We start from the raw sequence: 19,141 nt of genomic DNA, 5'->3' as shown, positions 1-19,141 counted from the left end.
CACGAAATGGTAGTCGAATCGTTTGTAGAGAAACGTAAAAGAGAATTACGCGAAAAAAACGGAGGGGGCACAGAGAGTGCCTCCTCTTTCATTGAACGGAGAAAGAAAGAACTGCGTGGAGAAGTGAAAACACCTGAACAGCAGCAGAAATCCAGTGTCACAAATCAAGTGCTGAAAGATACGCTGTCCGGTGTGATGAAGCCCTCCCAACAGCCGGCAGCACAAAAGGAACCATATGCCGTAGATTTCAAAGCAGCACAGGCGCAGAAAACTCAGCCATCCGCATTCCAGGACAAACTGCCTGCTGCAAACCTTATCCAAACCGGCCAGGGCATACAGTCCACGCTCAAAGATAAAGTCCCTGCTGCAAACTTGGTACAACAGACTGGACGCGGACCGGCAAATGCTTCAGATATCCCGGGAATCTCGCAATACGAGATCAATAAGAAGGAAATTGCAGACGACAACGTGCCGGACGCAGTCAAAGCCTATGCCAACATCATGAACTACATCACACAGGGTAATCCCGCAGGGGTTGCAGTTTCTCGGGCTTTCGCTGGAAATTCAGGTGCGACACGAAGAGACACAACAAAGTTCCCTGTAATTGACAAGGTTACTGATGCCATTAACGACTTTGTTACACCATTCATCACTCCCACAGGTGCGCCGGTCGGTTCTGGACCCAATATGGCCCCTTATGAGGCGGCTAACAAGGTTCTTAATACTGGTATTGGTCAGAAATATGTTAACTATGCCGCTAATTCCTTAATTAACAGGGGGTTAATCCCTAAAGGAAGCTCGGAGATAGCAGGAAGAGTAGCAGCGGGAACCGTTGGTGAAACCCTTGCAGGACCACTCCAAAATGTAGCAGCAGGATTAATCAACGGGCAGGATAGCAATCAAGAAGTCATTAATAATGCACAAATCGGATTGGGTGCAGGATTAGGTCTTGGTTATGCCGGTTCCATCGTCAGTGAAGGATTCACAACAGCGCTTGGAAAAGTTATGAAGAAGGCCGGACGTTCTGACAGCGAAGTAGCAGAAACCTTAGAGGCAGTGAATACGCCGCAAGCAGAGGTTGTACGGCAAAACGAAATCAAGACAAACCTGCCTGAAACCAATCCTTTAGCGCTGCCGCAATCACCTGAACTGCTGGCCCTGCCACCTGGACGCAGCACGGCCACGACAGCGCGGATTGAACAACGCACTAATGTATATCGACAAAAGTTTGAAAACCTCATTGCTGAAGCTCAGAAACGTTCGTTTAGTCCCGGCAGAGAAGATATTGAGCTTGAAAACCTTTGGTCCCAAATGGCCGACCGCACGGACCCGAGCCTCAATGAACTGATTGATCTGGCGTATCCGAAACGTACCACTGTTCCGCAGAAAGGCATGGTAGGATCAGCACGGGCCAATCAAGAAATGCGTGAAGTGGCAGGTGTAGGCAATCCCGTTAAGAGTTCAGCGCCGCAAGTGTTTGCTGATGCCGCAGCACCAACGCAAGTATTGGGCAGAAAAGGTACTGCTGGTACAGTATCAGAAGGCAAGTTAAGAACCAACACATTAACTCGCGAGCAAGAGATCCTAAATAAAGTAAACACCAAACAAACCTTGACACAGGAAGATATAGATTTTGCAATGAGCAAAGATTTTGACCAGAGTAAATTATTCCCGGAGGCCACTCCCGAGAAGTCAAGCTATGTAAAACCATTGAAATCAGCGGTTGAACCTATTAAGACGAAGGTTGAACCAGCGCCAGAGGTTAAAGCGAAGGTGAAAGTAGAACCTGCGGCAAAGAAAACGATTGTCACAGAAGTGAAGAAAGTATCCAAACTCTCTTCGGCTCCCGAAAAGAAAACGCCGGGGATCCGGGCCAACTATAAAACAATCGAACAAAGCGGCAATATTTCTTCTGGATTAAAAGCTAAAGTCGAAAATTCAAACAACAAAGTTTACACCATATTTAAAGATGAAGAAGCGAACCGACTCGCTAACAATAACGTGAGGAACCTTGAAATGGCTGAATCCAGGTTCATGGCTAACAAATATGAAGGTAAAGAAGGAATTGCTACCGGATACAGGGTATCCCAAGAACTGGACAAATTAGCCAACGCCACAAATGATCCAGACCTAAAAGAAGCGTTATTCGGCAGAGCATTAGCTGCGCTAGATAAAGTGACTTCAGACCTCACCAAAGCTGGTCAAACGTCCCAAGCCGGTTCTTTAATCAAGCGCATGAGTCCAGAAGGGCAACTCCAAAACCTCATTCGTAAAGCAAAAGCGAACAAGATGGAAGTTATAGTCGCGGACAGCGTAGAGTTCAAACAAGAGGCATCAAAATATTTAGATGCTGACGGTGCAGGGTTACGCGAGAATGAATTATCGGATGCGTTTAACCGCCTTGAAAAAGGAGCAGCAACCAAAGAAGATATGATCAAAATTGAAGAGATGATGGACGTTGCAAGGGAAAAAGCTGGTTTGAAAAAGAAATCACCTGTAAAAGATAAGTTGCCGAAAGAACTGAAGGATACGCGCAAACGTGACAAAGTAGTGTCGTTTTTGGAAGCGCAAGAAGCCGCAGCGCAGGCGCGTATTAATAAACGCCGTGGTCGCCTCAACTCCCTGCCAGTAGACGAATGGATCGATTACTCTATTCTAATTGCAGCGAAGGTAGGTAAGGGAATCATCAAGGCTGAGACCTACGCAGAGGACCTTGTGAAGCTATTCGGTGAGGATATTCGCCCTATTGCCCGACAGGTGTTTGAGAAGGCGCAGGAACTTGTAGGCAGCGTCACCAAGGGATCTATTGAGGGTGACTTTATCAAGGCCGACAACGCCTTTAAACGGATCACTGGTAAGTCTTCGATGAACCAGCAAGAACGCATTGTGGAAAAATATGTCGCTGCTAACCCGCAGGTTACGCCGGGGGATATTGAATCGCTACGCAAACTGTCCAAGAGCCTGACTGAACTTCAAGGGACTGACAAAATCAAGGCAGACATGGCGATGCAAAAGATTCTGAACAACTATGAGAAATCAACACCGTGGAACAAAGTGCAAGCCTTGCGTTACATCTCGATGCTTTTAAATGATGCCACACAGTCAATCAATGCTATTTCCGGTCCACTCATGGCATCGTATCACGCCACGGTTAACGTGCTGCATACCATGATTGACATTGGCATGCACGCCACACTTAAGACACCTAGAAACGCTACATTGTACGGAACAAACCCTTTACGATTCATAGCTGAATACTATAAACATGCAAAAATTGGCGGAAAGGCAGGAGCTATTGGTGTTAATCCTGCTGGTATTCAAAACGTACATGAGATTCGCGGACTAGCATTTAAAAGTCTTAAAAATCCATTGACGGTCATCCCTTCTCTCTTAGAGCGTTCATTAGGTGCAGTTGCAAAGGGTGCTGACTATGCCACATATGGCGCTGTGTATCAAGCAGAGTTAAGAAAAGCAGCGTATCTGGATGCCATCAATAACGGAATCAAACGCTCTGATAAGAAGGCAATTGAAAATTATGTGAGAAAGTTCATCAATGATCCTCCGATTGAAGCGGTTGAACGCGCTGATCTCAGAGGGAAATCCACCACCTTCCAGCGTTCAGATTCCTTGGGGGGAAAAACAGCTAATTGGCTGAATGCTGCTCCAAAGCCTGTAAAACCTGTCGTGACGGCGATTGTACCATTTGTCCGTACTCCACTTAATATCGCTTCTACGGCAGTCACGGCATCCCCAGGAGGGATTGTCAAAGGACTGATCCAATTGTCCAGTGCTTCTAAGGCTTCCCAGTATGAAGCAATACGGTCTTTGTCCATGGGCATCACGGGTGTAGGCATGAGCGCATTGGGATTCTACTTGGCGCGGATAGGAATCATTACCGGGGCGAACGACACCGGCAACAAAGATGTAAACAGTATTAATGAACAAGCCGGCCGCGCAAAATATAGGTTTAATACATCTGCCACCAAACGATACATGACCGCGCTTCTTGACGGAGAAGGTGCCGAAGCCGCAGAAAAAGCAGCCAAGTATCAAAAAGGCGATAAACAGTTTGATTATAACAAGTTGCAGCCATTGGCCTTCCCGTTAGCCATGGGCGCGGGGTATCAAGATGCAAAAGGAAATGTGCTAAATAAGACATTGGGAGCCAGTAAAGAATCTTATAACTCCCTGTTTGGTATGACTTCACTTAAAGGTGTTCAAGACACATTCCAGCCGCAGTATACCGGTTCACAGGGCGACAAGTCAGCAAATGTGGTTGTGCGCATTGTAGAATCGTACATTAAGTCTTTCAGCCCTTCAGCACTCGCACAAGAAGCACGAAGACAAGATCCTATTCAGCGTAAAACAACGTACAACGAAGGGATTAAAAGCGATATATCGACATATTACAAGTCGCGTATACCGGGTCTATCTAAAACATTACCTCCAAGTAAAGACACTTTAGGCAATACAAAAAGATACTCGGAAGGATTCGCCGGTCAGCATCTTAATCCGTATAAATCAGAAGTTGCAAACTATAGCACTGCCGCTGAATTTATTGCTGATTTGATTGTACGAACTGGAGATCAGTCCATTGCTCCGGCTGCTCCATTCAAAAGTGTCACACAAGACGGTGAAACCATCAATATTCCGCAGAAACGTTATGAGAAGCTTCAGGAAGATATGGGGGGCGAAATTACTAAACGTATTATTGAAATTGAAGGCGGGACCGATCAAGAAATGATTGAACAGATTAAAGAGATATATGAGGAGGTAAGAGAAGAATTCAGAGAAGAGGTTAAAGATGAGCTATTCGATTGACTTTGACGAAACCGAATTCCAAGACGGCCTAACCGCGTGGGCGCTGGACTGGATCACGCACCTATACGGGGCAGAGATGGCGGAGTTACTTGACCCGGAGGTGGTGCCGGTAGATGTGGGCAATAATTCAGTTTGTGTTCTACGACCTGCCATACTTCCTGTACAAAACTGCGGATAACTTCAAGTGGGATGGATTGATCATATTCACTGTGTATCAAATCGGACGAATCAGCGGAATGCGCCTCTTCAGAAATTACCTGGAGAGGCATTTTCCATATTTCCGGAGCGAGGAGGTTCAGTTTAAGGCGTGGACAATCAAACAGGTCGTAAAATTGGGCGGAGATCCATTCCTGCCCCTAAGAGAATACCGTGGTGTTGGACATTCAAGGAAGTATGTTCTGAAGAACTTAAATTTATCTTCAATGAGATCACAGGAGGGCATAGGCCCGGAAAGGCGGTACCCGATGAAGACAGTCATACTTGATGCCGGACATGGCAAAAAAGACTCCGGCGCAGTAGGCGTAACCAAGAAGTTTGAAAAGGACTTTAATCTCTCCATGGTCCTGAAGGTCAATGAGCTGCTGAAGAAGAACCCGGAGATTAACGTAATCCTCACTCGCTCAACAGACGTATTCGTGGAGCTTGTAGACCGCGCCAAGATCGCTAATAAGGCAGGGGCAGACGTATTCCTGTCTATCCATGCAAATGCCGGGGAACCACCTGCTAAAGGCTCTGAGACGCTGTATACGAAGGATATGGACAAACCATTTGCAACGATCATTCATAAATATCTGATGTCCGTGACTGGTCTGGCCGACCGCAAGTGCCGGTATCAGAACCTCTCCGTATGCCGGAACACGACTATGCCCGCAGCTCTGATCGAACCTGGATTCCTGACAAACCAAGCAGAAGAGGAATTACTCTTTAATGAAGAGTTCCAAAATCGGCTTGCCGTAGCGATGGCTCAAGGCATCTGCGAATACCTGGGCGTGAAGTACGGAGTGCGGACTACCCCAGCCGGAACGTATCCGGTAGATGTGCTACTGAACGATGTACCGTATGAGGGACTGCTGATTGAAGGAAAGAGTTGGGTGCCAGCTAAGCTAATCCTGAACGCTCTGGGCGCTCGATGGTCATACGCGCTGCGCAGTATCTATGTCGGTGACACAAAGGTTGATACGAAAAACTACGATGGCACCAGCTACATTAAAGGGACGGACCTGCGGGACCTCGGCATAGTTCGCGGCGTGTTTCTGGACCCGGATGCCATCAACACCAAACGAGTGTTAATTTACCCAAAGGAGAGTGTGACAAATGAATGATCTGTTATTGCAAGTCATGGCCTTTGCCTCTGCTCTGTCTGTGATTGTCGTAGCGCTGCTAAATCTGGTTAAGGCTACCGTTACCCTGCCGAAAAACCTTATCCCCATCATCGGGCTTGTGATTGGCTTGGCAGCTGGTGCCGCAGGGTACATCTTCACTGACCTTGACTTAGCTCCGCGATTGTGGGCCGGAGCATTCGCCGGACTATCAGCAACCGGACTTTTCGAACTTATCAAAAACAATCCAGGTACAACTAAGTGATCAAGCGCATATGCATTATGCTGCTGGTCACTTTTTTTATGCCTGTTTCCGCTGGCGCATATCCCTATAACCAGCAGCACACCTTCCAAGCACAGCTTGAAACTGCTAGGGCCAATACAACCATCGTCACGGCATACTATACCTCACGATTCGAGGGTACGCGAATCCAAGGCATCGGGACCGGTACGCTGGTCGGTGATGGACTGCTGCTGACCAATGCTCACGTAGTCGGCAGCAATACGGGTGCGCTGCACATTGATGTGACCACCTACGACAATGTAGTGCATGACGGAACGCTGCTGCGCATTGACCGATCTGTGGATCTCGCGCTCATACGCATTGACAGCGCCGCAGATGGATTTGCATTGTCAGGCACACAAATATACCCCGGCATGCAGGTCATGACCGTAGGCCAGCCGCAGGGGCTTGCACACTGGAGCTTTTCCGAAGGTGCTATTGTAGACATCTCCCGGTCTTGCATCATGACCTCCGGTGAGCGCTGGACTGCCATCATGACGGACGCACAATCCATTCATGGGAACTCAGGTGGTCCACTTATTAATGACCGTGGGAAGCTAGTGGGGATCATGCGGGGAGCAGCCGAAGGGTATTCATTCGCTATTCCAATCGAAGGTGTAAGAGAGTTTCTACAGTAGGCCATCCTTAACCGGATGGTCTTTTTTTACTTTATATATAGAAGAAAATCTCGTTATCGTGTGCGAATTGATATCTACGGATTTCCCTATCACAACGACCCTATGCTGGACTATGCTGCAAGGCAGGTCTGCAAGCCCGGCGGACGATTCATCCTACTCTCCGCCACACCGCCTGCGGAGCTTCAGCGTCATGCCCGCTCCGGCAGATTGCCGCATGCGAGGGTCCCGGTCCGTTTTCACGGCCACCCCTTGCCGGTTCCGCGCCATATCCGGATGCCGCCGCTTCATCGCTGCCTGAAGCAGGGCAGAATTCCGGCAGGACTGCGTTCAGCGCTGCAGCGGTCCCTTGACCGTAAGGCGCAGATTTTCCTCTTCGTCTCCCGGATAGCCCATATTGAGGGACTGCTGCAGCTTCTGCGGCGGATGTTTCCCGAAATTTCTATAGAGGGCACCTCCTCTCAAGACCCGGGGAGAGCAGAGAAGGTGCTGAAGTTCCGGGATGGCACCATTTCCCTGCTGGTAACGACAACGATTCTGGAGCGTGGGGTCACGGTACCGCATAGTGATGTATTTATTCTGGATGCAGACAGCGGACTATTTGATGAGGCGGCCTTAGTACAGATGGCGGGCCGGGCGGGCCGCTCCAAGGATGATCCGGCAGGCAACGTCATCTTCGCTTCTGCAGAGTGGACCCGCTCGCAGCGCGCCGCCATATCACAGATCCGCAGTATGAACGCTATCGCCCGCAGACAAGGATATCTCAAGTCTTAATGATTTTGTGAGGATTCCCTGGAAATAGCTGTGAATGCCCGGCTCCCCTCATTTTGAATGCTATACATGCTGAACTTTTGAACTCCACACACCATATTTTACAAGGAGGATTACCATGCGCTCCCTGTCATCATGGATGAATCAAGCCCGCTCCCTAATCGCGCCTTCGCAGCCGGAATGTCTGTTTTGCGGCCGCAGAGGCTGCCCTTCCCCTGAATGGCCTGAGATCTGCCTGCACTGCCAGAGCAGCATTCCATGGATTCGCGTTCCCCGGTGCCAGACTTGCGGAAGACATGTGGGTTGTCCCGATTGCAGCCGCAGCCATGGACCCATACCGATCCGGTGCAATCGGAGTGCAGTAGCCTACACCAGTGAAATGCGTGAAATATTAGGCCAGTATAAATACCGGGGGAATGAGCGGCTCGCGCCCCTGCTCGGTCTGATGCTGGACAGGGCATACGCGCTGCTGCAACACGAACAGAGTGGACAACAACTGAATGAAGCGCTACAAAGCAACTTTTTTAGTAAACCATTCCCGATATGGCATTCAAAGCTTCGTATGCGTTCTAACCTATGGCAAGCCGATTTGCTGGTCCCTGTGCCTGTGAGCGATGTCCGTCTGTCCGAGAGGGGCTTCAATCAGGCGGAGCGGCTGGCGGAAGTAGTATCCCTGCGCAGGGGAATCCCTCAGCTTCCGCTGCTGGTCCGCACCCATCACACTGCCAAGCAGAGCTTCAAAAGCAGAAGGGAGCGGCTGGCCGATATGAAGCATGCTTTTGCCGGAAATATAGATTCGGCGGTTCTGCAAAGTCTGAAGGAACACCTACATTCCCGTGCGACGCATCAGCTTGAGCAGCGTCCCCTGCAAATCATCATTGTCGATGATATCTACACTACCGGAAGTACGATTCGTGCCTGCGCCGAAGCGCTTCAGCAGCTCTGCCGCAGCCAGAATTGCCTTGCTGAAATCTACTCTCTGACCTGGGCGCGTTCCTAGTAGCTGCCGCCGTTCCGGAATTCAATAAAACCGCTTCCCTGACCGATACTAAACATAGACGGATCTTCGGCGATCATGTAATCTTAGTAGCATAAGCGATTCATGAGTTGTGCAGAATGATAGAAGGGAGCCGCGGTAGATATGAATGTAGACAATTGTCCGAGATGCGGCCGGTTATATGTCAAGAACCTGATGAACCTGTGCCAGCCCTGCATCAAAGAGTTAGAGCATGAGTACGAAATCTGTGTAGAATACTTACGCAAAAATAGAGGCACCAACATACAGGAACTGTCCGATGCCACCGATATTTCCATCAAGGAAATCACGCGTTTTATCCGGGAGGGCCGGATTTCCATAGCCAATGCACCCAATATGATGTACCCTTGCGAGGTATGCGGAACCCTGATCCGGGACGGGCATATGTGCGACAGCTGCCGCAGCCGTCTGACCAAGGACCTTGCCAATGCAGCCAAGGAAAGTGCAGACTCGAGCGCTTCCAAGAAGGCTCCAGATGGTGCTTACCGCGCGGTGGACAAGTTCCGCAACTAAACAATTCTGCAAAAAAAACGCTTGCAGCTATAAAGAATGTTTCAACAGGGGCCGATAAACTTAGTAAAGATTATCGGCTTTTTTATTACAGAAGGAAGGTGAAGTTATGAAAATTAACGATGCCGGACGAATCAATGCGATTAATCCATACCAACGAAGTGCGGAATCGCAAAGGCAGGAACAGATGAAGAAGAGTACACGCAAGGATGAGGTATCGATTTCGGATGAGGCCATTAAGCTGCTCCAGGCACAGAAGAGCGGCAAGATTGACACGGAACGTGCGAATAAGATCGAGAGCCTGAAACAGCAAGTATCCGCAGGTACCTACCAGGTTGACGCAGCCAAGCTCGCTGAGACACTCGCCCCCTACTTTAAGCAATCCTCCGAGAATTAGGTGAACACACCCATGGCACTTACAACATTATTAGAATTGCTTGAGCGGCTGGACGATGCGCATGTGCAGATGCTGGATCTGGCCGCAGTGAAGAAACAGACCATTATGGACAACAAGGTAGAGGGTCTCATTGATATCCTGAACCGCGAGTCCAAGCTGATGAAGGTGATCGGACAGCTGGAAGAACGGCGTGCAGAAGCGGCATTCGAGTTTTTGCAGGGGGTTGGAATCCGTTCCAATCTGAATCTGAATCTAACCGAGCTGTCCCGCCTTGTATTTGATCCCGATGACAAATCGCGCCTGCTGCATATTCAGCAGAAGCTTTCCGGCACATTGCAGCAATTAAAAAAGGCCAATGAGCTGAACCAGAAGCTGATTGAGCAGTCGCTTACCTTTATAGATTATTCCCTGGATTTGCTGGTCGGAAGACCAAATCAGGAAATGACATACCATCATCCGTCCGACAAGGGCAGCAGTGTGACTCGGCCGGGTATTTTTGATGCCCGTGGATAATCAGGTTATCCGCTGAGCTGCGCTCACCGCAGCAATCACAAGGGAGGAACAAGTAGCATGACATCCACATTCCACTCCATCGAGACCGCAAGACGAAGCCTGTTTACCCAGACAGCGGCGCTCAATACCACCGGCCACAACATTGCCAACGCCAACACGGAGGGCTACACCCGCCAGCGTGTGAATATGAGAGCATCTATTCCGATTGAAGCTTATGGTCTTAACAACTCTACAGTTCCTGGACAATTGGGTACAGGGGTAGAGTTTGGCTCTATTGACCGGATTCGTGAGACTTTCCTGGATACCCAATACCGGGGCGAGAATTCAGCTTTGGGGAGCTGGACCATCCAATCGGATACATTGGATAAGCTGGAATCGATCTTTAAAGAACCATCAGATACAGGCATAAGTACAGTGCTCGATAACTTTTGGAAATCTTGGTCGGACCTCAGTAAGAATCCGGAGGACAGCACTTCCCGTAAGATCGTAGTCCAGACTGCTCAGGCCATGACCGATGCACTTAATTATATGAGCAGACAGCTTAGCAACCTTGATACGGATTTGGCCTCCAATGTAGCAGTCAAAGGTACTGAGATACAGGGGTATTTAGCTTCCATTGCGGATTTGAACTCATCTATTTTCAAGATTGAGAGCATGGGAGACAAAGCAAATGACCTGCGGGATCAACGTGACCTGCTGACGGATAAGCTCTCCAAGATTGCTAATGTCAGTGTAGTAGATACCGAATACGGCTATAACATTTCGCTTGGCAGCCAACAGCTTGTACAAGGAGCCGCTGTATCTGCGACAGTAGACAGTGCATTCCTTAACACTGCATTTGCTTCAGGGGATCTAAAAACTGGAGAAGTACACGGTATGATCTCTTCCAGTCAGAAGTATGTTGCGGATTATAAGCAGCAGCTTGATAACATTGCGAATACGATTGCTAACGGTGATATGGAGATTACTCTCCCCAAGGGATCTATCCTTCCAGAAGGTACGGTACTAACTACTGATGTAATAATTCCCCAAGCAGGTGGGACCACGACCACAATCACAGCCGGTACACCTTTCCCTAAAGGTGTTACTTTAAGCGCTGATGTGAAGACAACGGTGAAAGGGCTGAATGGTCTTCATCAACTGGGTTATACCATGGATGGCACACTCAATCCCGGTAAGCCTTTATTTACGATTATAGGTGACGGAAGTGCTATCACGGCTGGAAATATCACATTTAATACGGAAATTGCCTCGGACACCAATTTAATAGCTACCTCGCTCCGAACTGTGGGAACAGGTACTTCTGAATCAGTTGTCAAAGGGAATAACACTCTGGCGCTTTTGTTAGCCAATCAACAATCGGGTTCTTTTACATCACCTACTACTGGAATTAAGGCGACAGCAGGTTCCTTCTATAAATCGATGGTGGGGCAACTCGGGATTCAATCCCAAGAGGCTACCCGCCAGACAGAAAATTCTAATTACCTGGTAGAACAGGTAAATGCTCGCCGTCAATCGGTCAGCGGTGTCTCGCTGGATGAAGAAATGTCGAATATGCTAGTATTCCAACATGCTTATAGCGCTGCTGCGAGGTTTATGACGACTTATGATGAAATGCTCGATAAATTGATCAACTCTACAGGGACCGTAGGCCGATAAGAAAGGGGGATTTAAGCGATGTTACGTGTAACCTCTAATATGATGAATTCACAGCTTCTGCTTAACCTGAACCGCAATGCCCGTACGATGAACGATACACAACTACAGCTAGCAACCGGGCGAAAAATTAACAAGCCTTCCGATGATCCGGTAGGGATTACTTACTCACTTCGTTATCGTGCTGAGCTATCAGCAAATGAACAATATCAAGAGAATGTGGATGATGCTACTTCGTGGCTGGAGTTTAACGATACGGTTCTTTCACAGACGGGCAATGTTGTACAGCGGCTTAGAGAGCTGGCAGTTAAGGGAGCGAATGGAACGAATCCTCAAGAAGCCCTAGATAGTATTAATGCAGAAGTGAAGCAGCTTAAGGAACAATTAATTGATATTGCCAACAGCCAGTTCAAGGGGAAGTATATCTTTAATGGTCAACAATATACGGAGCAGCCTTATAAGTTCTCCACTGGTGCTGACGGAACCCTGGACACTTCAAGTGCGTCCGCGGTTATAACTGACAACGGACTCTTGAATTATACGGTTGGAGAGAGCGTACAACTTCCAATAAATATAACGGGAAACGAAGTGTTTGGAGGAAATGAGAGCGATAATATCTTCGCAACCATTGATAAAATATCTACTGCACTAGCCAGTGGTAATACAGCGGAAGTATCCTCACAATTAGGCAATTTAGATAGCCGAAGTGATAAAATATTGGCTGTACAAGCGGATATTGGTGCCAAATCAAACCGGATTGAACTTATGAGTAATCGTTTAGGAGACTTAGAAGTCAATTTGACAGATCTGCAATCCAAAACAGAAGATGGAGATTATGCAGCGTTGTTGACGGAATCCAAGGTTCAAGAAAATATTTATAATGCCTCCTTGTCGGTTGGAGCGAAAATTATTCAATCGACCCTGGTAGATTTCATTAGATAAGCAGGAGGTGCTTTCTCCATGCAGGTAGCCGTGCAGATTTCTCACACGCCACCACTGATTGGAATGAATACAAAACCCGGAAGTCTTACTATGAGTCAGCCGAATGCCGACATGCAGATAACAACAACACCGGGACAATGGGATATACGCTCTCCAGGACCTGATGTCATCATTGATCAGTCTAAGGCCCGTGCAGCTTATACCGGCGGGACATATCGTGAAATGAGCCAGCGTATTTATTCCGGTGTAGAGCAACTTTGGCTTCAAGGTATTGCTAAAAGAATGGAGCAAGGTGAGCGGATGGCCAATTTCCATAAGCCAGGGAATTCTATTGCTGAAGTATACGGGGAGGATTGGCAGCCAGTATCATATCCAGAAATTCGTGGCCCGGCTGCTTATGATAATGTGGATATCGATATTAAGGCTAATTCGGTACAAATTGAGTATCAGAAGGCTGAAGTCAAGATTGATGTTAAGCAAAATGCACCGCAAATACAGTATACTCCAAGTGTTGTAGAAATATATATGCGACAAATGCCTGCGTTAACCTTTACCCCGAAGATAATTGATGACAAGTTCTAGATTATAAGGCTATAGATGGATTGTTTCAGCCATCTATAGCTTTTTTGCTAAGAAGAATAAGGAAGAGGAGTGCTGAGAACAATGAATATAGAAACATCGGCATTAGGAGTGCTCAACATTAAGGATGAACAGATATATCACTTTCCCAAAGGCCTTCCAGGGTTTGAACAGGAGACGGAGTTTGCAATAATTGATCTAGAAGAAGGGCAGTTTTCCTACTTACAGTCGCTTAAAACGGCGGAACTTGCTTTTTTGTTAACAAATCCGTTTATTTTTTTTCCTCATTATGAATTTGAATTACCTGAAGCAGAAGCAGAGGAATTGGAAATTCAAAAATCTGTAGTGGTCCGTACTATTGTAACGCTCAGAGAAACGCTGGAAGAATCCACATTAAATCTCCTTGCTCCGATTGTGTTTAATCCAGACAACAAAGCGGGCAAACAGGTTGTATTGCACCAAACAGCATATTCAACCCAGCAACTACTATGGACTCAAGGCCCAACGAAGGAGGAGCCCTCATGCTAGTACTAGGACGTAAAAAGGGTGAATCAATTGTTATACAGGACAACATTGAAATAACTATTCTCAGTGTAGAAGGAGATACCGTTAAGGTTGGGATTTCTGCACCGAGACATGTCGATATTTTTCGGCAAGAGGTTTATTTGTCGATTAAAGAAAGCAACCAAGAATCGGCAGCACCTGCAACAAGTAGCCTGAATAATTTGATTAACCGATTGAAATCAAAATAAATTTATGATAATTGCAAAAAAGCTATAAACAATGTCTGCGTGCGGACGATATATATAATAGGCACGGATTGGCAGGGCGGCCGACCTTAACAATCAGTGCTACCACATGGATGTGGATTAACTCAATTTCAGGGAGGAAATTTATAATGATTATCAATCACAACATTGCTTCACTTAACACGCAACGCCAACTGTCTACTAACACTTCCAATCAGAGCAAGAACATCGAGAAGCTGTCTTCCGGTCTCCGCATCAACCGCGCTGGTGATGATGCTGCAGGTCTGGCGATCTCCGAAAAAATGCGCGGTCAAATTCGCGGTTTGGATCAAGCTTCCCGTAATGCTCAAGATGGTATCTCTTTGATTCAGACAGCTGAAGGTGCATTGAGCGAAACTCACAGCATTCTGCAGCGTATGCGTGAATTGGCAGTACAATCCGCCAATGACACTAACACTACAAGTGATCGTTCTGAAATCCAAAAAGAAGTAAATCAGTTGACAAGTGAAATTGACCGTATCGGTAACTCAACTGAGTTTAATACTAAGAAGTTGTTGAACGGTAGTGCTGGTGTTGCTGTAGTTGCAAGTAATGGAACTGCTGCTAATTTGACTGGTACAGCGGATACACAATCTGGAACGATTAATCTTACCGCTGCTAATCTTACTTTGGCTTCGAAGGCTACTAAATCCGATAACACATCGGGTGCTCTTGCTAATGCTACTACAGCATTAGGAGCAGCAAGCACACTAACCGTTAATGGTACATCCTTCTCTTTCCTAGCAACTGATACTGTGCAAAATGCACTGGACGCATTTAATAATGCTTCCGCAACAACTGGTGTCACTGCGACATGGGCAGGTACTACTGGCTTTACCTTCACAAGTAACGAAGAAGGTTCAGCAGCATCCATTACAACAAATGCAGGAACAGGAGTCTTTGCAGCAACAACGGCAACAACCGCATCGGGAACAGATGCAGTTTCAGGAGCAGGAGAACTTGGTGGATCTTACTCAGCATCAGGTAATAAAATCACTGTAACCTCTGGTAACTATAAAGGATTAGAATTTACACTTACAGCAGACGCTAATGTTAGTTTAACAGTAGGAACTAATAATGCTTTGAAGATGCAAATTGGTGCTAACCAAGATCAAAACATGAGCATTGGTATCAATGATATGAGAGCTGATGCACTTGGAGTAGGAAGTATTAGTGTGACTTCCCAAGCTACTGCTAACACATCGGTGACTACTATTCAAAATGCAATTGAAAAAGTCTCGGCTGAACGTTCCAAACTGGGTGCTTACCAAAACCGTTTGGATCACACCATTAACAACTTGAACACTTCTTCCGAGAACTTGACTGCTTCCGAATCCCGTATTCGTGATGTTGACATGGCTAAAGAAATGAGCGATCAGACCAAGAACTCCATCTTGGCTCAAGCCGCTCAAGCAATGTTGGCTCAAGCGAATCAACAGCCGCAAGGCGTTCTGCAATTGCTTCGTTAAGATTAATTTATATTATAGTAATAGTTTTTCAGCCGCCAAGGTATCCTTGGCGGCTGTTTCATTGTGAGCAGATGTGAGATGTTTAGCTGGATTGAAACATTTAATTGCTTAGACCGGTATTATTTGGTGTTGCATCTTCAATTCTTGCAATAATAACCGATAAATATAGTATAAACTTTGCTACGGAGGGTAACTATTATGGATGTCCGCTTATCAAATACTGCAGGCTACACTAACTCGAGTTCAGATTATGGAAGAGTCAAAGCTAGCCCTAAGTCAAATGAAGCAGACGTCGTAAGACTAGAGGGTGTACATAATAGCATTCAGCTTAAGAGGCTGGAGAATCAGGGAGTGACCGTTTCTACCGGAGAAGAGCAGACTGTAAGGGCCCTTGAGAAAGTGTTAAAAGCTCTTGAAGGGCCTGAAACCACGCTGCAAGTCAGCGTGCATAAGGAGACTAAGGCAATTATGGTCAAAGTTCTTAACAAAGACACTGGCGAGTTGATTAGAGAGATCCCCCCAGAGAAAACCTTGGATATTGTGGCTAATATGATGGAGATTGCAGGTATTATTATTGATCAGAAAGTATAAAAAAGGAGGATTAAATTATGGCGACTCTTCGTGTAAGCGGCATGGCATCGGGTATAGATGTTGATACCATTGTTAAACAGATGATGACTGCCAAAAGAATACCACTTGATAAACTCACGCAAAAGAAGCAAGTTATGGAGTGGCAGAGAGATAACTTTCGTGAGATTAATAGTAAGCTTGTGGATTTTAAAACTAGCAAACTTACTGCATACCAAAGATCTGCAGCTATGAATACCCAAATTGCCACGGTATCAGGAGAAACAGCTTCACTTAAGGCTGAAGCTACAGCGGAGGCCAATATTGGCTCAATGAACATTGTAGTCACTCAGATTGCTAAGCCAGCAACAGCAACTACGGCTGGAGCAACCATGACTAAAAGTGACGGAACACGCCTTACTTCCAGCTCTACTTTGGCTGACTTGCAGAAGTTAAATACAAGCACTACTTCCTCAAGTGCTTATAATATAACTGTTAATAATATATCAATTAGCCTCTCCAGCAGTTTAAGTATCTCCGAAGCAATAAGCAAGATCAACAGCACCACTGGTGTTAATGCAACAGCGAAATTTGACGAAATTACTGGCAAACTATCTATAGAGTCCAAGAATTATAGCTCTTCTGGAACCCTAACAATTGGTTCCGATGATACTTTTCAGAAACTATTCGGTGGAGTATCGGGTGCTATTACAACTTATCAGCCTGCAATAATCAAGGTTGATTCAACTGAACTTACCTTTGCAAGCAACAGCTTCAAGCTCAATGGTGTGAATCTTACTCTGCTGTCTGAGTCAACGACTGCGGCCAAAGTAACAACATCCAATGACCCTAAAAAGGCTCTGGAATCCATAAAAAGTTTTGTTTCAGATTATAATTCTTTGCTTAGTTCTTTAAATACAAAGGTTAATGAAGAAAGGTACAAGGACTACACTCCATTAACCGATGAACAGAAGGAAGCAATGAACGAGAGTCAGATAGAAGCATGGGAAACAAAGGCTAAGAGCGGGTTATTAAAAAATGATCAAATTCTTAAATCGACAATTTCGTCAATGCGAAATGCTATATCTGAAAAACTTGGACAGCTAAGTCAATATGGGATTACGACCGGACAGTACTACGAGAACGGTAAATTGTACATTGATGAGGATAAGTTGAAACAGGCACTCACTGACAATCCTCAGGCAGTCACAACAATTTTCCAAGGTGGGTCTGATAGTTCAACGGGACTTATTAGTAAGCTGTCGACCCTAATGACAAATGAAATAGAGAAGATGTCAATAAAAGCTGGTACTTCTAAATTTTCTTCTGATGTTACTGTTACGTTTAAAACAGACAGCACAATGGGAAAAGAATTGGCTGACTACAAAAAGCGCATATCAACTCTTCAAGATCGGCTAGATGATTACGAAAACAATCTCTATAAACGTTTTACGGCAATGGAGACCGCAATCAGTAATTATAATAGTCAATCATCGAGCTTGGCAAGCTATATGTCCTCATAAGCCTACAGAAGAGAAAGGTGAATGCAATGATAACATCTCCTTATGATAAGTATCGCCAATCATCAGTTCAAACTTCTAGCCCAGCGCAACTATTGCTAATGTTGTTTGACGGAGCTGTGCGTTTCGCAAAGACTGGTATTGAAGGAATTGATGAGCAAGATTTTGAAAAAGTTAGTACTTTTTTAGGAAAAGCTCAGTCTATTGTTAATGAGCTTCTTGCTACTCTAGACAGAAACTATGAAGTTGCCAAAACCTTGGCACCTCTGTATGAATATATTAACTATCTTTTTATCCAATCCAATATTAAGAAATCCAAGGCTGAGGCTGAGGAGGCCATTGGTTATCTTATAGACTTGCGTCTAACATTTGCACAAGCTGCTAAAATGACTGCTGGACAAGACCTCCAGCATGGATAATCTGTTGCAGGAGCTTGAAGTTCTGACCCGAGCCATGAACTATCAGTTGGAAGACGCTACCTACGAAGAACTAGAAGCTTTCGTAGAACAACGCCAGAAACTTGTCGAAGCCATTGGGGGAGAAGTCGAGAATTGTCAGATGACCCCAGCGCAAAAAGAGATATTGCGTCGAATCCTGGAGCATGACCCGGCCATCGTGGCCCGGATGAATGCCCTTCGGCTGGAAGCCAAAGACGGGCTTCAAAAACGCAATCAAGCCAAAGCCCAACGCAACGCTTACGAGACAGCCTATACTCCAGACAGCATTCTCATGGATCGAAAAAAATAATAGATTTCCCCTGTTTCAGTCGGGGAGCAGGCGGGTATTTACAAGCGTCTGCTCCTTTTTTTGTAACTTATATTACCGAATTCTATCCATTTCTGATGCCGATTGTACCCTGGTAAATTATTGAAAGTAATCATTTACTATTCCAATTGACAATAGAGAAGCTGCGGTGGTATAGTCGAATTGTGAGCAAGACTCACGTTCATCTGATGACGAAGGGAATGTTTAGTCAATGGAAGGTAAAGTTAAATGGTTTAACGCAGAAAAAGGTTATGGTTTTATCGAAACTTCCGATGGTGGCGACGTATTCGTACACTTTTCCGCGATTCAAACTGACGGTTTCAAGACTTTGGATGAAGGCCAATCCGTAGAGTTCGATATCGTTGAAGGCGCACGCGGACCACAAGCAGCTAACGTCATCAAATTATAATCATCCGGCGAAGCCGACCTACATATATGGTAGATGGTTAGCAATTGAGACAACGCTAGCGTTAGACCCAAGGGATCTCCCTTGGGTCTTTTTTATGCAGTGAATAAAGTTACTTTTGTCTAATGATGTGACTTTATCTGTTGTGGATAAACTGTGCATAA

Annotated in this window: 20 protein-coding genes; all 20 read left to right on the top strand. The window is 46.1% G+C overall.

Features of this window, described 5'->3' with window-relative positions:
* Window positions 1-6 precede the first annotated feature (6 nt).
* The 20 genes from NST26_RS30155 to NST26_RS30060 all read left to right on the top strand — a co-directional run bounded on the left by NST26_RS30155 (window position 7) and on the right by NST26_RS30060 (window position 18,980).
* Window positions 7-4,821 (top strand): hypothetical protein, encoded by a 4,815-nt coding sequence (locus NST26_RS30155; RefSeq protein WP_340980516.1) that lies wholly within the window; start codon window positions 7-9, stop codon window positions 4,819-4,821.
* A 464-nt stretch (window positions 4,822-5,285) separates the two neighbouring features.
* Window positions 5,286-6,143, top strand: a complete 858-nt coding sequence (locus NST26_RS30150) for an N-acetylmuramoyl-L-alanine amidase family protein (RefSeq protein ID WP_340980515.1) — start codon at window positions 5,286-5,288, stop codon at window positions 6,141-6,143.
* Window positions 6,136-6,405, top strand: coding sequence for a holin (locus NST26_RS30145; protein WP_340980514.1), 270 nt, complete (start codon window positions 6,136-6,138; stop codon window positions 6,403-6,405). Before NST26_RS30150 ends, NST26_RS30145 begins: the two co-directional genes overlap by 8 nt.
* Window positions 6,402-7,061, top strand: coding sequence for a S1C family serine protease (locus tag NST26_RS30140; RefSeq protein ID WP_340980513.1), 660 nt, complete (start codon window positions 6,402-6,404; stop codon window positions 7,059-7,061). Before NST26_RS30145 ends, NST26_RS30140 begins: the two co-directional genes overlap by 4 nt.
* Window positions 7,062-7,121: 60 nt before the next feature.
* Complete coding sequence (locus NST26_RS30135; protein ID WP_340980512.1) at window positions 7,122-7,832, top strand: helicase-related protein; 711 nt, start codon at window positions 7,122-7,124, stop codon at window positions 7,830-7,832.
* A gap of 115 nt (window positions 7,833-7,947) precedes the next feature.
* Window positions 7,948-8,829 carry a ComF family protein gene (locus NST26_RS30130; protein ID WP_340957695.1) on the top strand — a complete coding sequence of 294 codons (882 nt, stop codon included), beginning with the start codon at window positions 7,948-7,950 and terminating at the stop codon, window positions 8,827-8,829.
* Between the two features lie 141 nt (window positions 8,830-8,970).
* Window positions 8,971-9,378: a TIGR03826 family flagellar region protein gene (locus NST26_RS30125; RefSeq protein ID WP_036694666.1), complete on the top strand. Its 408-nt coding sequence runs from the start codon at window positions 8,971-8,973 to the stop codon at window positions 9,376-9,378.
* 106 nt (window positions 9,379-9,484) lie between these two features.
* Window positions 9,485-9,772 carry a flagellar biosynthesis anti-sigma factor FlgM gene (gene flgM / locus NST26_RS30120; protein ID WP_036694667.1) on the top strand — a complete coding sequence of 96 codons (288 nt, stop codon included), beginning with the start codon at window positions 9,485-9,487 and terminating at the stop codon, window positions 9,770-9,772.
* A 12-nt stretch (window positions 9,773-9,784) separates the two neighbouring features.
* Window positions 9,785-10,285 (top strand): flagellar protein FlgN, encoded by a 501-nt coding sequence (locus tag NST26_RS30115; protein ID WP_036721264.1) that lies wholly within the window; start codon window positions 9,785-9,787, stop codon window positions 10,283-10,285.
* Window positions 10,286-10,342: 57 nt separating this feature from the next.
* Entirely contained in the window at window positions 10,343-11,944 is a 1,602-nt protein-coding gene (gene flgK / locus NST26_RS30110; RefSeq protein WP_036721262.1) for a flagellar hook-associated protein FlgK, read from the top strand.
* Between the two features lie 18 nt (window positions 11,945-11,962).
* Complete coding sequence (gene flgL, locus NST26_RS30105; RefSeq protein WP_036721260.1) at window positions 11,963-12,883, top strand: flagellar hook-associated protein FlgL; 921 nt, start codon at window positions 11,963-11,965, stop codon at window positions 12,881-12,883.
* A gap of 18 nt (window positions 12,884-12,901) precedes the next feature.
* Window positions 12,902-13,465, top strand: a complete 564-nt coding sequence (locus NST26_RS30100; protein WP_340957701.1) for a DUF6470 family protein — start codon at window positions 12,902-12,904, stop codon at window positions 13,463-13,465.
* Between the two features lie 81 nt (window positions 13,466-13,546).
* On the top strand, window positions 13,547-13,990 hold the full coding sequence (fliW, locus tag NST26_RS30095) for a flagellar assembly protein FliW (protein ID WP_340957703.1): 444 nt from the start codon (window positions 13,547-13,549) through the stop codon (window positions 13,988-13,990).
* Entirely contained in the window at window positions 13,984-14,214 is a 231-nt protein-coding gene (gene csrA, locus NST26_RS30090) for a carbon storage regulator CsrA (RefSeq protein ID WP_036721254.1), read from the top strand. The genes fliW and csrA overlap by 7 nt, the downstream gene beginning before the upstream one ends.
* Before the next feature lie 146 nt (window positions 14,215-14,360).
* The gene (locus NST26_RS30085) at window positions 14,361-15,719 is read left to right on the top strand and encodes a flagellin N-terminal helical domain-containing protein (protein ID WP_340957708.1); all 1,359 of its coding nucleotides are present in this window, start codon (window positions 14,361-14,363) and stop codon (window positions 15,717-15,719) included.
* 198 nt (window positions 15,720-15,917) lie between these two features.
* Window positions 15,918-16,310, top strand: a complete 393-nt coding sequence (locus tag NST26_RS30080; protein WP_340957710.1) for a flagellar protein FlaG — start codon at window positions 15,918-15,920, stop codon at window positions 16,308-16,310.
* 17 nt (window positions 16,311-16,327) lie between these two features.
* Window positions 16,328-17,809, top strand: coding sequence for a flagellar filament capping protein FliD (gene fliD / locus NST26_RS30075; RefSeq protein ID WP_340957712.1), 1,482 nt, complete (start codon window positions 16,328-16,330; stop codon window positions 17,807-17,809).
* A 26-nt stretch (window positions 17,810-17,835) separates the two neighbouring features.
* Window positions 17,836-18,225, top strand: coding sequence for a flagellar export chaperone FliS (fliS, locus tag NST26_RS30070; protein ID WP_036721243.1), 390 nt, complete (start codon window positions 17,836-17,838; stop codon window positions 18,223-18,225).
* Complete coding sequence (locus tag NST26_RS30065; RefSeq protein ID WP_036721240.1) at window positions 18,218-18,553, top strand: flagellar protein FliT; 336 nt, start codon at window positions 18,218-18,220, stop codon at window positions 18,551-18,553. Before fliS ends, NST26_RS30065 begins: the two co-directional genes overlap by 8 nt.
* A gap of 229 nt (window positions 18,554-18,782) precedes the next feature.
* Window positions 18,783-18,980, top strand: coding sequence for a cold shock domain-containing protein (locus tag NST26_RS30060; RefSeq protein ID WP_036721237.1), 198 nt, complete (start codon window positions 18,783-18,785; stop codon window positions 18,978-18,980).
* Window positions 18,981-19,141: the final 161 nt, after the last annotated feature.

Source organism: Paenibacillus sp. FSL R7-0128, from assembly GCF_038002245.1.
GTDB lineage: Bacteria > Bacillota > Bacilli > Paenibacillales > Paenibacillaceae > Paenibacillus_AQ > Paenibacillus_AQ silagei.
This window is presented reverse-complemented; position numbering and strand designations above follow the sequence as displayed.